Origin of the sequence: Streptomyces caatingaensis, from assembly GCF_001187435.1 — a bacterium.
Lineage (GTDB): Bacteria > Actinomycetota > Actinomycetes > Streptomycetales > Streptomycetaceae > Streptomyces > Streptomyces caatingaensis.
In genome coordinates this window covers 13,595-26,768 of record NZ_LFXA01000018.1, presented here as the reverse complement: position 1 = coordinate 26,768, position 13,174 = coordinate 13,595, and the positions used below count along the sequence as shown (strand labels likewise).

Below are 13,174 nucleotides of genomic sequence, written 5' to 3'. Positions count from 1 at the left end.
ACGGCCGATCCGGCCGTCCGCGCACACCACGCGGGACGGGGCCCGGAGCGGGACGCCCCCGCGCGGGGCTCCGAGGGCTAGCCCGCCGCCGCGTACGCGTCGTACTCCTCCTCGCCCAGCGGCAGGAGGCCGGCGCCGCGCTCGTACTCCGTGCGGGCCGTCTCCAGCAGGCGGCGCCACGACGTCACCGTCGGCCGGCGCCGCAGCAGCGCCCGCCGCTCGCGCTCCGTCATCCCGCCCCACACGCCGAACTCGACGCGGTTGTCCAACGCGTCGGCCAGGCATTCGGTACGGACCGGGCACCCGGTGCAGACCGCTTTGGCCCGGTTCTGTGCTGCGCCCTGAACGAACAGTTCGTCCGGATCGGTCGTGCGGCAGGCGGCCTGCGCACTCCAGTCGGTTACCCAGCTCATGCTGGCGCCGTCCTCTCCCGAATCGAGGCTCCCCCACGGCGGCAGCGGCATATTCACCGTTGCCAGTTGAGGACGTTACGGAAGCAGGACAGGGGGCAACACCCCCTTCGGGCCCAATCTTGGATAGCCCGAAGGGACTATGCGTACGCGGCAGATCACCCAACGGAGTGAGCTGGCGACAACAGCGACTTTTCCGTACGGATAAGGGCAGTTCACCCCTCCTGGACGGGACGTCCCGTGACACAGGCGGCGATCTGGACACACCTCATCACCTACAGGAGTGAAGGCAGAGGTGATGCTGAAGACGACCGCAGTGACTGGCGTAAAACAGCGTAGGCGAACACACGGGCGTCTGTCCGCCGAATGAGAACGTAGGCTTTCCCCCATGGCTATGAAGCGCTCGGGCGGGGGGTCCTCTTCGGGGGGCCGGCAGGCCGCCAAGTTCCTCGGCGTCAGCGTCCTCTCCGGAGTCGTTCTGGCGGGACTGGCCCTGCCGGGCGTCGGCGCCTTCGGCCTGGCGGCGAAGGGCACGGTGGAGGGCTTCGACGAGCTCCCCGCGAACCTCAGGACGCCGCCGCTGAGCCAGCGGACCGTCATCCTCGACTCCGAGGGCGGCGAGATAGCCAAGGTCTACTCGCGCGACCGCACCGTCGTCCCCCTCGGCAAGATCTCGCCCTGGATGCAGAAGGCGATCGTCGCCATCGAGGACGCCCGTTTCTACGAGCACGGCGCCGTCGACCTCAAGGGCGTGCTCCGCGCCCTCAACCGCAACGCCCAGAGCGGCGGCGTCTCCGAGGGCGCCTCGACCCTCACCCAGCAGTACGTCAAGAACGTCTTCGTCGAGGAGGCCGGCGACGACCCGGACAAGGTCGCCGTCGCCACGCAGCAGACCGTCGGCCGCAAGGTCAAGGAGCTGAAGTACGCCATCCAGGTCGAGAAGGAGCTGGGCAAGCAGCGCATCCTCGCCAACTACCTGAACATCACCTTCTTCGGGCAGCAGGCGTACGGCGTCGAGGCCGCCTCCCAGCGCTACTTCAGCAAGCACGCCAAGGACCTCACCCTCGGCGAGTCCGCCCTGCTGGCCGGCATCGTCCAGTCGCCCAGCCGCTTCGACCCGGTCAACGCGCCCAAGGCGGCCACCCAGCGGCGGAACATGGTCCTCCAGCGCATGGCCGACCTGAAGAACATCACCCAGGCCCAGGCCGACGCCGAGAAGGCCAAGCCGATCAAGCTCGACGTCAGCCGCCCGAAGAGCGGCTGCATCACCGCCGTCAACGGCGCCGGCTTCTTCTGCGACTACGTCCGCCAGGTCTTCCTCCAGGACCCCGCCTTCGGCAAGACGAAGGAGGCCCGCGCCAAGCGGTGGAACGAGGGCGGCATGACGATCCGCACGACCCTCGACCCGCAGACGCAGAAGTCCGTCCAGAAGTCGATCACCGATCACGTCTACCAGAGCGACTCGGTGGCCACGGCGATCTCGATCGTCGAACCGGGCACGGGCAAGGTGCTGGGCATGGGCCAGTCGAAGCCGTACGGCTTCGGCAAGAACCAGACGCAGATCAACCTGTCGGCCGATCACGCCATGGGCGGCTCGACGTACGGCTTCCAGCCCGGCTCCACCTTCAAGCCGATCATCGCGGCGGCGGCGCTGGAGGAGGGCAAGTCGGCGAACCAGACGTACTCGTCGCCGTACAGCATGCCGTACCCCTCCGAGATCGCGACCTGCAAGGGCACCTGGAAGAACGGCGGCGACCAGGTCAACAACGAGAACCGGAGCGAGGTCGGCCCGTACGGCATGGCCGAGGCGACCGCCAAGTCGGTCAACACGTACTACATCCAGCTCCTCGAGGACATCGGCCTCTGCCCGGCCGTGAAGATGGCGGACAAGCTCGGCCTCAAGCCGGCCAGCGGGCAGAAGATGGAGGAGGTGCCGGCCATGGCCATCGGTGGCGCCGCGGGTATGGCCCCGCTGAGGATGGCCGCCGCGTACGCCGCCTTCGCCAACAAGGGCACCTACTGCACCCCCGTCCTCATCACCTCGGCCCAGGGCCCCAACGGCAAGCCGCTGAACGTCCCCAAGTCGAGCTGCTCGCGCGCCATGTCCGAGGAGACCGCCGAGACGATCAACACCCTGCTCAAGGGCGTGGTCGAGGACGGCACCGGCAAGGAGGCCGGCCTCGGCGGGCGTGACAGCGCGGGCAAGACCGGTACGACCGACGGCCGCAAGGCCGCCTGGTTCGTCGGCTACACCCCCAACATGGCGGGCGCGGTGTGGGTCGGCGGCGCCGGGGACGAGGTGTCGATGGAGGACATCACCATCGGCGGCGTCTACCACGGCCAGGTCTACGGCGGTGACACCCCGGGGCCCATCTGGCGCGACGCCATGAGCGGCGCCCTGGAGGGCAGGCCCGCACCGTCCTTCGACACCGTCTCGGGCATCGACACCGGCGGCTCGGACAAGGCGAAGGACAAGGGCAAGGACAAGGACGGGAAGAACAAGAAGGGCGGCGGGAAGAACCACCCGGGCCCCGGCAACAAGCCCGGCAGGGCCAACCGTCCCCACTGACGCCCGGGATCCCTGCCCGACGGTCAGGGGAAAGGGGCCCGCCCGGACCACGTACGGTCCTGGGCGGGCCCCTTTCCCGTATCCGGTGCCCGTTCCCGTATCCGGTGCCCGTTCCCGTATCCGGTGCCCGTTCCCGTATCCGGTGCCCGGCGCCCTCCGCGCTACGCGCTACGCGAGCTGGCGCTTGACCTCGGCGGACACCCGGCCGCCCTCGGCCCGGTTCCCCACCTTCGGCTTGACGATCTTCATGACGGCGCCCATCGCCTTGGGCCCCTCGGCACCGCCCGCCTTCGCCTCGGCCACGGCCTCCGCGACGAGCGCGGTCAGCTCCTCGTCCGACAGCTGGGCCGGCAGGTAGGCGGCGAGCACTTCGCCCTCCGCGCGCTCACGCTCGGCCTGCTCGGCGCGGCCGCCCTTCGCGAACGCCTCGGCGGCCTCGCGGCGCTTCTTCACCTCGCGGGTGATCACCTTGAGCACCTCGTCGTCGGAGAGCTCCCGGGCGGTCTTGCCGGCCGTCTCCTCGTAGCCGATGGCGGAGAGGGTGAGACGGAGGGAGGAGGAGCGCAGCTCGTCGCGCGCCTTGATCGCGGCGGTGAGGTCATCCTGGAGCTTTGCCTTGAGCGTGGTCATGGCGCAATCTTCGCATCCCGCCCGCTCCGGTGCCGCCCATTAACCGCCGTCCCCCACAACTCCCCTCCCCCGCCGGGCCCGTGGCGTCCGGGGCCGCCCCGGTCTGCGACCATGGCCGTATGCGCGCGCGATACGCAGTACCCCTGGGAATCACAGCAGCCGGAGCGGCGGGCATCGCCTACGCCGCCGGCTTCGAGGTCCGCTCCTTCCGGCTCCGCCGGGTCACGGTGCCCGTCCTGCCGCCCGGCATGCGGCCCCTGCGGGTCCTGCAGGTGTCCGACATCCACATGGTGGGCGGACAGCGCAAGAAGCAGCGCTGGCTGCAGTCCCTCGCCGGGCTGCGCCCCGACTTCGTGATCAACACCGGCGACAACCTCTCCGACCCGGAGGGCGTCCCCGAGACGCTCGACGCGCTCGGCCCGCTGATGCGCTTCCCCGGCGCGTACGTCTTCGGCTCCAACGACTACTACGGGCCCAAGCTGCGCAACCCGGCCCGCTACCTGATCGAGAAGGCCACCGGCCGGCACGGCCTCAACGGCAACGCCCCCGTCGTGGGCGCGATCCACAACCCGTGGGAGGAGCTGCGCGACGGCTTCGACGAGGCGGGCTGGATCAACCTCACGAACACCCGGGGACGCCTGAAGATCGACGGCAGGGAGATCGCGCTCACCGGCCTGGACGACCCGCACATCAAGCGGGACCGGTACGCGGAGGTCGCCGGCGGTCCGGTCGCGGACGCGGACTTCTCGATGGCCGTCGTCCACGCCCCCTACCTGCGGGTCCTCGACGCCTTCACCGCCGACCGCTACCCGCTGATCCTCGCCGGCCACACCCACGGCGGCCAGCTCTGCATCCCCTTCTACGGGGCCCTGGTCACCAACTGCGACATCGACACCGGCCGGGTCAAGGGCCTGTCCACCCACCGGGCGGGCGGCCACCGCTCGTACCTGCACGTCTCCGCCGGCTGCGGCACCAACCGCTACACCCCCGTCCGCTTCGCCTGCCCGCCCGAGGCCACACTGCTCACCCTGGTCCCACGCGACTGAACGGCTGATCGTTTCCCGGGCACCCGTACGGTGGAGGGATGATCGATCCGCCCCCCTCCACCACCCGGCCCGGCGCGGCGAGCGCCGCGAGCGTTCCCGCCTCCGCCGTCGTCCCGGCCGGCCGCCGCCCCTTCGCGGCGGCCTTCCGCGCGCTCGTCGCCCTGGCCGCCGTCACCGGCGTCGTCCTGGACACGATCGACTCCGACGACCTGGGCCGGCTCTTCAGCTACTTCACCATCCAGTCCAACCTGCTCCTCGCGGCCGCCTTCGCCTGGTCCGCCCGCCGCGCCTGGACCGGGCGCCCGGCCCTCTCCCCACGGATCACGGGCGCGGCCCTGCTCTACATCTCCATCACCGGTCTCGTCTTCCACTTCGTTCTCTCGAACGACTCCAGCGGCTTCTCGATGACCAGCGAGCGCACCCCCCTTGAATCGGCCGCCAACCAGCTCCTCCACACCGTGACCCCGCTCGCCGCCGCCTTCGACTGGCTCGTGCTCACCGCGCCCGGCGGCTTCCTCCTCCGCCACGCCTGGCAGTGGCTGGTCTATCCCCTCCTCTACCTCCCCTTCGCCCTGATCCGCGGCGCCCTCCTCGACCCCGGCACCGACGGCCGCTACCCCTACCCCTTCCTGGACGTCGACCTGCACGGCTACGCCGGCATCGCCACCAACGCCGTCGTCTTCGGCCTCGCCTTCTACGCCCTGGCCCTCGCCCTCACCCTCGCCGACCGCGTACGCCCCCACCTGCGCACCCCCCGGAATCGGATTTCGCCTACGGGCTCCGGTCCGCTAAAGTAGAGCTCGTTGCGCCGGGGACCCTCGCAAGCGGGGACTCGGGGTACATCGGGGTGTAGCGCAGCTTGGCAGCGCGCTTCGTTCGGGACGAAGAGGTCGTGGGTTCAAATCCCGCCACCCCGACAGGTGTAACACCAGGTCAGGGCCCTGATCCACTGAGTGGATCAGGGCCCTGACTCGTTTCTGGAGATCGTTTGGGAGAAATCTGGGAGAAGATCTTGGTCGGCTTCTCCCGGCCCGCGTTCGCCGGGCAGGTGGGACGGACCCTGCCCATAGCGGCACGCCTCTGTGCGTTCGTAAACTCCAGCAGCCAACTCGATCCCGACTGAGGACAGCTCGTGGACCACACCCTGACCACCGACGACGCCGACAACACCGCCTCGGAGCCGGCGGGGCGCCCGTGTGTGATCTGCGGCACGGCGATGGAGTACTGGCGCCCGCGCAGTCAGAAGTACTGCTCCGACCCCTGCCGCGCTGCCGCGGCCAAGAGGCAGCGCGCTGAGCGTCCGAAGGACGCGGCGAAGACACGTTGCCCCAAGCCGGCGCTTACGCCAGGGACCCCGCCTGTGCCCGACCCGGCCAGGACTCGCGAGGTGCCGGGCGATTCGTACTGGAGCCCCATCCTCGCCGCAGCCGAGCGTGCCACGGGCGGTGAGCCGTGCCGGGTCTGCGCCGAGCCCATATCCGCCAAGGCGCACTGGTCCTTCCGGGACCGCCACGTCTGTTCCGACCGGTGCAACGGCACGCTCAAGCGGCGTACGAAGGCCAGGATCGGACGCGGCGAAATCGACCTCGCCTCCATCCTCGGTATGGACATCCGCACCGCGGCGAACGAGGAACAGCGCGCCCGTTTCGGCCAAGAGCGTCAGCCGAGCGTCTTTCGCACCCGAGACGCTGGCGCCGATTTCCCTTACGAGTTCTACGGGCTGGGCCCCATCCCTGGTGATGTCGTAGAGCGGCACGGCTCGGTCACGACGTACGCCACTGCCACCTCCATGGGCGCAGACTGGCTGGTGGACCTTGTACGTGCCAATTCCGAAGACGACGCGGAGCCGATCCTCGCCATCCACGAGCAGACCGGTGCACTCCTCGCTTACACGGGCCGCACGCTGTGGTGGACCAGCGTGCCGGGCCAGGAGCATCCCCTCGTCCAGCAGCGGTCGTTCCAGGGCGACGACGGGCGGCGGTGGGTCTGGCAGAACGAGCTCATCCGCGACGTGGACGAGAACGGTACGACCTACGACTGGGAAGCGTGGGTCTGCGTGGCCGAACGCATTCCGCCCCTCTGGACGCCGGCGTACACCGCCCGCTCCGAGAAGCAGCGGCGCTCCACCCGCGCCCGCAACAGCTACCAGGCCCGTATGCGCAGTTACGGCGTGCTCAACGCCGACGCCACTCAGGTGGATCCCTTTGACATATACGAGCGCGACCAGTGGACCTGCCAGGTGTGCCGCGAGGCGATCAACCCGGCGGTCGAGTGGCCCGATCCGTGGTCGGCGACCCTGGACCACATCAAGCCGGTCTCACTGGCCGGCGAGCACGTGGAAGGGAACCTCCAGGCCGCCCACTGGGTCTGCAACATCCGCAAGGGAGATGCCTGGGGGCCAGGGGAGGCCCACACCAAAGCCAGTGTCAGGGGAGATGTCTCAGGGCCAGGGCTGACGCGACATGAGGTGTATAAGTAACCGGCATGAACCGTTTCTGATCCACACGCCCAAGAGGGGGGACCCGCATGTTCGGTAGTGGAAGGACCCTGAACGACTTTAAAGTCGGAGACAAGGTCACGGTCAGATCGCCAAGCGACAGGCCCCTGTACCACCATGGGTCACACGGGACCGTCGTCACCATAGGCACCAAACGGGTCCACGTGAGGATGGACAAGGCTGCGTTCGAGAGCCATGACGGAGAGGTGGCTAATTTCCTCCCCGGTGACCTGGACCCTGGCCATGTCGGCACACCGCGAAACTCGGACCGCTTCAACGACGCCTTCACCACCCTGAAGCTGGCGACCGGGACGGATCTTGTGGCCGTGGCGCTGGAGGCTGGCATCATCACTGTCGAGCAAGCCGAACAAATCAAGGCTGTATGGGCCAGCCACCTGCAGGGCTGACGATCCACGGCTTTGCCAGCAATTTTTCTCGGATCGCACCCCGAGTGGGTGTCTGCCTTCCACAGATGAGCAGTGCGGGGACACCCGCAGCCCGCTGAAGCGCTTGGCCATGCGGCCAAAGTGGACCGCGACAACCATGCGGAACCTGCAGGCAGCCGCGCACGCCCCCAACTGCGACATCGTCAAGGGAGAACGTCTGGGGCCAGCGGAGGCGGGGCCCAGGAGAGGCCCAGCCCTCCGCAGAGGAGGACCGGGCCTGATCGCTCCTGGCTGGGCAGCGGGGTCAGGCGGCCCTGGCCAGCAGCAGCCGGTCGAGCACGGCGACCGGTGACCTCGGGCTCATCGCACGGCGGGCGTCGAGGGCGGCCTCCCACTGCTCGGTGAGACCGAGCATGAGGCGCCGGCGCATGCCGGGGGTGACGTGGGCGTAGCGGGCGGAGACCGAGCCGTCGAGGTGGCCCATGCGCTCGTCCATGAGGACCTTCTCTGTTCCCAGGTCCTCCATCATCGTCCGGTGGGTGTGACGGAGGCCGTGGGGCGTGAGGCCCTTGGCGATCGGGAGCCAGCAGGCATCCGCGCGATCAGTGGCGCCCCGCCCTCGTGCTGGGACGCCGGGCCACGGCTCGCCGAGGATGGGCACGGGGCGGGCTTCCTGCGGAGCCTTCTTCGGGTACCAGCCGGAGGCTGCCGGGGTGAACAGCCAGGTCGCAAAACCGTTCCTGCGCCAGTGGGCTGCGTGCTCGGATACAGCGCCGCCCCGTACGAACCCGAGGTCGGCGGCGGCCTTCTCGACCCGCACCCGCGTGGTGTCAGCGACGCGGTGGGGGTGGTTGAGGACGTTGGACACCGTGCCCGTGGAGACCCCGGCCAGCCGGGCGACGTCGACGAGCTTGGCTCCGTGGTGGCCGCCGGTCCGCGCTGCCCCCTGGCCGCGGAAGACGTACGTCTTGCCGTGGCAGGGGCAGGGCGTCGGCTTCGTGTGGGCGATGTGGTCGAAGACCAGGGCCGAGAGCCAGTCCATCGCGTCGATGGTCCGGTAGCTGTCGTCCTTGGGCGGGCAACGCACCAGCTCGCCGGTGTCCAGCTCGTACAGCTGCCACTCGACGCGGAACGCACCGGGCCGGACGAACTCCGTCTCCAGTCCGACGATTTCGCCCCAACGCTTGCCCGTGTAGCCCTTGAGGACGACGGCGACGAACTCGTCATCGCGGCCGGAGAGCAGGGAGGCTCGCTCGGCGGTCAGCAGGATGCCGAGCGCGTCGGTGACGACCTTCTCCGGGCCGCGGTTGCGGGAACGGCCGGCGCGTTTTCCGCGCCCGCGACGCCGGGCAGCCGGGTTGGACGTGATCAGGCCCTCGTCGATCGCGTCCTCGAAGATCAGGTGGAGCGTCGAGCGCCAGGTCTTGACGCTGGAGGCCGCGTACACGGCCTTCTCCTTCTTCTCCCAGGCGTCGACGTCCGTGCGCAGGATGCCGGCGAGCGCCTTGTCCTCGAACTCGGGGAGCAGGTGCTCCTCGATGTGGCGCTTGTAGTTCTGCATGGTCGAGGCGGCCAGGTCCTGGGCCTCGTACCAGCGGCTGGCGTACTCGCCGAAGGTCTCCTGACCGAGCCCTGGATCGCGCCACTGGCCACGCCGAACGGTCACCTCTTCCGCGTCCGCCGCCTGCTTGGCCTCGCGCTTGGTGGCGAACTTGATCACGGCACCCGTGGAATCGGCGACGGTGCCGTACTTGCCGTCCTCGATCTTGTACCGGCCACGCCAGTAGCCACCGCGCTTTTCTGCGTACCCCACAGGGTTCCCTCCCTTCTGTCGTGTGGGGTTCGTTAAGCGGCGGTTCCGAACTGGGACCTGGTCATACGGCGAGGCGGCCGGGCCTTGAGGCGGACCGTGGGCACGGCTGTCTCTGCGCGCTCTCGCATCGCAGGCTTCCGGGCCGGCACAGCAGGGCCAGTGGGCCGCTGAGGATTCCGGGCCGGGCGTTCTTCGTGCATGCGCACGATCTCGGCCAGGTGATCCGGCGAGAAACGGTAGGCCCGGCCGACGCGGGTGAACGGGATGAGTCGCCGACGGGCGCGGTCCTTCACCCACCAGGCAGAGCAGCCGAGGACGGCGGCGACTTCCTCGGGGAGGTAGAGGCGCGGCAGGGCGGCGTCGGGGTGCGGAGCCGACGTGGAGGCAGGGGGTATTGCGGGTCCGTTCAAGGGGTGAGTCCTCTTCTGGCGGGCGTGGGTGCGGCAACACCGGCCCGCCGGTCGATCGCTAGGGATGAGGGAGAGGTGTCCCGTGCTGGGGGTTTGCGGGCCCAGAACGGGAGAAAGGAGCCGAGCTACGTCTCGTCGGCGGAGCCGGCGTCGCTGCTCTCGCCGGGGGGCGGACCGTACGTCTCCAGCAGGTATTTGGCGGACGCCTCGGCGATGGCGTTGGACACCATCACGTCGGCCTCCTCGCGGACGTCGGGGTGCTCGGCGAGGTAGGCGTCGAGGTCGTCCCGTGCCTTGGTGAAGGCGGCGTTGGCGCGCTGGGTCTCGCGGAACGCGTCCACGACGGCATCGATGAGTTCCATGGCGCGGGCCTGGGCGGCGAGCTGTGGGGGGCCGACGAGGTTGCGCAGGTCGAGGCCGAAGACCTCGGCGAAGCCGATGGCCTCGTCCAGGTTGATGCGGCGCTTGCCGTTCTCGATGCGCCAGACCGCGGACGGGTTCATTTCAAAGCCGGCCTCGTTCAGGCGGTCGGACAGAGCATTGGTGCTCCACCCGCGCGCCTCGCGCTCCAGCTTGATGCGCACCGCGACGTTCGCCTCGCCGCTGAGCAGCACGCCCTGTGGGGAGTCGTCGTCTGCCACGGCTACCACCTCCTTCCGTTCGTAGCGGTCCACTGCGATTTGCAGCAACCCCTAAACCATACCATGGTCACTGCGAGACGCAGAGCACTTCTGCAATTGGCAATTCGTGTGGCATGGTGGTGCCCCCAACCGCACTGACCGAGGAACACGCCACGACGCGCACCGCATAGAAAAAGCCCCCGGCTATGCCGGGGGCCAAGCGCAAACCTCTCAACCGCCATCCCTAGCGATCGACCCGCGAGGCCGGGATTGCCGTCCCATATGGCCCGCGAGCAGAGGAGCTGATGCCCAGTATGACCGATGCCCAGCCGAACACGCCATCCCACCACGACGACACCACCGTGTCGCGGCCTCCAGCCCACATACCTGGCCAACTGGCCATCCCCGCCGCAGCACCCGCGGTGGGCACCCCTGGTCATACTGCCTCGCCGGCACCGCTTCCCGAAGGAGAGCGGATCCTGGCCGACCTGCGCGCGCAGGTCAAGCGGTACGTGGTGATGCCGGGCGAGGAAGCCCTCACCGCAGTGACGTTGTGGGTGGCGGCCACGCACCTGCAGCCGGCGTGGCAGCACGCGCCCCGCCTAGCGGTGGTGGGCCCGGCGAAGCGGTGCGGCAAGTCGCGGCTGTTGGACGTGGTGACCGAGACCGTGCACAACCACCTGATCACGGTCAACGCCAGTCCTGCGGCGATCTTCCGCTCGATCACCGACGAGGACCCGCCGACCCTCCTGGTCGACGAGGCCGACACCCTCTTCGGCACCGCCAAGGCGGCGGAGAAGAACGAGGATCTGCGCGGCCTGCTGAATGCAGGACACCAACGCAACCGCCCCACCCTGCGGGTCTCCGGGCCCGAGCACAAGCCGCAGGCGTTTCCCACCTTCGCCATGGCCGCGCTCGCCGGCATCGGCGACCTGCCTGACACCATCATGGACCGGTCGGTGGTCATCCGGATGCGCCGCCGCAGGCCGGGCGAGACGGTCGCCGCCTTCCGCACCGGCCGGGACACGCCCGCCCTGCACGCGATACGCGCCCGACTCGCTGCCTGGCTGCGGCCGTTGTACGCCCAGGCCATGGACATGGAGCCGGCCCTGCCGGTCGAGGACCGCGCGGCCGACACCTGGGAACCGCTGGTGATCATCGCCGACCTCGCCGGAGGCGAATGGCCCGCGCTCGCCCGCACCGCCTGCAGCACCATGACCGACTACGAGGCCGGGCAGGACGAGGAGGGCGGTCTGCGTACCCGCATCCTGGTCGACATCCGCCGCGCCTTCGCCGCCGAAGGCGAACCCGCCGTGCTGCGGACGAGCCGTCTGCTGGAGTACCTCAACGCGGACAAGGAAGCGCCGTGGGCCGAGTACGGCGCCAACGGCCTCACCCCGCGCGGCCTGCAACTGCTGCTGAAGGACTACGGCATCAGCTCCGCCAACCGCCGCTTCCCCGACGGCACCCAGGCCAAGGGCTTCGCGCGCAACCAGTTCCTCGACGCCTGGGCCCGCTACTGCCCCGAGCCCGGCACACGGGGCGAGCCCACCCAGGCGGTCGGGGAGACTCTCCCCAGCACCGGAGCCTGACCCGACTCGACTCGTCACACTCGTCCCCGCCCAGGTCAGCGCGGGGACGAGTGCCGAACCCGCAACGAGTCGACCCGACATCACCACGCCACCCGTACCTGCCCTGACCAGGCACGCAACGAGTGGTACGAGTCACCGCACCCCACGGCGGCCACCCCTCCCCCGCACTCGTGGCCACCGCCCGAGCCCACCCGGAGTGCTTCCGCTTGCCTTCCTCCACCACCGCAGCCACCGCTGCCCTACCCGGCACCACCGCCATCCGCGCCGGCATCGCCCTGCTCGGCACGATCGGCTTCGCTCTCTCCTACGACGCCCTGCGGCAGATGGCCCTCGCCATCCACATCCGCGGACCGCTCACCTACGCCTTCCCCCTCGTGATCGACGGCTTCATCGCCATCGGCATCGGCGCCCTCCTCATCCTGCGCACCGCCCCGCTGCTCTCGCGCCTGTACGTGTGGACACTCGTCGGGCTGGCGACCCTCACGAGCATCTGGGCCAACGCCCTGCACGCCGTCCGCCTCAACCAGCAGACCCGCTCAGGCGGACTGCACCTCGACGACGTCACCGTCGGCGCCCTGTCGGCCATCGCCCCGCTCGCCCTCGCCGGCGCGGTCCATCTCTACCTCGTCATCCGGCGCCACCCCACGCCCCGCGCCCAGGAGGCCGACGCCGCCGAGGAGGCTGACGCCGCAAGGGGACACCACGCAACCGGCCACGGCCGCAACGGCTCCCACCGCGCCCAGCCGCTCGCTGCTGTCGAAGGCGACCCTGCCCCGCCGGAAGAGGCACCGGCCACGCTCGATGTGGCCGACCGCTCCGGCGACGTGGCGCCAGACACGGCCAAGGTGCCGAAGGCTCCGGAGCCGCCCTCCGGGGCGGAAGGCCAGGAGCCGGTCGCCACATTGGACGAACTCCTCGCCATCGCCCGCACCGCACCACCGGGACGCGGGGGTCGCGCGTCACGCCGCCACATCGAGGCGGCCATCCGCGCCGCAGGGCACCGCATCGGCAAGGACCGCCTGACCCAGATCAAGGACCGCCTCCAGGCCGAACTCGACCAGGCTGCCCGCCAGCGGCAGAGCGAGCTCGACAGGGAACCCGTCGGCGCTCACTGAGTCTGCAGCACACGTCCATCACCCATGTCGCACGACCTCCCCGTCCCCGCGCAAGCCGACGCGGGGACGGGCCCGTCGCCCGGGCA

At 69.8% G+C, this 13,174-nt stretch carries 12 protein-coding genes and 1 tRNA gene; 8 read left to right on the top strand and 5 right to left on the bottom strand.

The genetic code is table 11. The features are described 5' to 3' along the window. Window positions 1–77: 77 nt before the first annotated feature. Window positions 78–413 carry a WhiB family transcriptional regulator gene (locus AC230_RS26790; protein ID WP_049718954.1) on the bottom strand — a complete coding sequence of 112 codons (336 nt, stop codon included), beginning with the start codon at window positions 411–413 and terminating at the stop codon, window positions 78–80. Between the two features lie 385 nt (window positions 414–798). Between AC230_RS26790 and AC230_RS26785 the strand changes: the two genes are divergently transcribed. Beyond that, a complete protein-coding gene (locus AC230_RS26785; RefSeq protein WP_049718953.1) occupies window positions 799–2,979 on the top strand; it encodes a transglycosylase domain-containing protein in 2,181 nt (726 codons plus the stop codon). Between the two features lie 168 nt (window positions 2,980–3,147). Here the strand turns inward: AC230_RS26785 and AC230_RS26780 are convergent, their stop codons facing one another. Next, on the bottom strand, window positions 3,148–3,609 hold the full coding sequence (locus tag AC230_RS26780) for a GatB/YqeY domain-containing protein (RefSeq protein ID WP_049718952.1): 462 nt from the start codon (window positions 3,607–3,609) through the stop codon (window positions 3,148–3,150). A gap of 119 nt (window positions 3,610–3,728) precedes the next feature. Here AC230_RS26780 and AC230_RS26775 point away from each other — a divergent pair, with 119 nt between their 5' ends. The 5 genes from AC230_RS26775 to AC230_RS32800 all read left to right on the top strand — a co-directional run bounded on the left by AC230_RS26775 (window position 3,729) and on the right by AC230_RS32800 (window position 7,559). Further along, a complete protein-coding gene (locus AC230_RS26775) occupies window positions 3,729–4,655 on the top strand; it encodes a metallophosphoesterase (protein WP_049718951.1) in 927 nt (308 codons plus the stop codon). Between the two features lie 38 nt (window positions 4,656–4,693). After that, window positions 4,694–5,452, top strand: a complete 759-nt coding sequence (locus AC230_RS26770; RefSeq protein ID WP_049718950.1) for a Pr6Pr family membrane protein — start codon at window positions 4,694–4,696, stop codon at window positions 5,450–5,452. A gap of 46 nt (window positions 5,453–5,498) precedes the next feature. Beyond that, a tRNA-Pro gene (locus tag AC230_RS26765) sits at window positions 5,499–5,572 on the top strand. Between the two features lie 215 nt (window positions 5,573–5,787). Then, on the top strand, window positions 5,788–7,134 hold the full coding sequence (locus AC230_RS26760; protein ID WP_049718949.1) for an HNH endonuclease: 1,347 nt from the start codon (window positions 5,788–5,790) through the stop codon (window positions 7,132–7,134). A 182-nt stretch (window positions 7,135–7,316) separates the two neighbouring features. Further along, entirely contained in the window at window positions 7,317–7,559 is a 243-nt protein-coding gene (locus AC230_RS32800; RefSeq protein WP_157868669.1) for a hypothetical protein, read from the top strand. A gap of 283 nt (window positions 7,560–7,842) precedes the next feature. Here AC230_RS32800 and AC230_RS26750 read toward each other — a convergent pair whose 3' ends face one another. The 3 genes from AC230_RS26750 to AC230_RS26745 all read right to left on the bottom strand — a co-directional run bounded on the left by AC230_RS26750 (window position 7,843) and on the right by AC230_RS26745 (window position 10,402). After that, entirely contained in the window at window positions 7,843–9,351 is a 1,509-nt protein-coding gene (locus AC230_RS26750) for a LacI family DNA-binding transcriptional regulator (protein WP_049718947.1), read from the bottom strand. A gap of 32 nt (window positions 9,352–9,383) precedes the next feature. After that, a complete protein-coding gene (locus AC230_RS34125) occupies window positions 9,384–9,761 on the bottom strand; it encodes a helix-turn-helix domain-containing protein (protein ID WP_422125644.1) in 378 nt (125 codons plus the stop codon). 125 nt (window positions 9,762–9,886) lie between these two features. Then, complete coding sequence (locus AC230_RS26745; protein ID WP_049719492.1) at window positions 9,887–10,402, bottom strand: helix-turn-helix domain-containing protein; 516 nt, start codon at window positions 10,400–10,402, stop codon at window positions 9,887–9,889. A gap of 293 nt (window positions 10,403–10,695) precedes the next feature. Between AC230_RS26745 and AC230_RS26740 the strand changes: the two genes are divergently transcribed. After that, complete coding sequence (locus AC230_RS26740; RefSeq protein ID WP_078871605.1) at window positions 10,696–11,973, top strand: DUF3631 domain-containing protein; 1,278 nt, start codon at window positions 10,696–10,698, stop codon at window positions 11,971–11,973. Window positions 11,974–12,179: 206 nt separating this feature from the next. After that, complete coding sequence (locus AC230_RS26735) at window positions 12,180–13,088, top strand: DUF2637 domain-containing protein (protein WP_049718946.1); 909 nt, start codon at window positions 12,180–12,182, stop codon at window positions 13,086–13,088. Window positions 13,089–13,174: the final 86 nt, after the last annotated feature.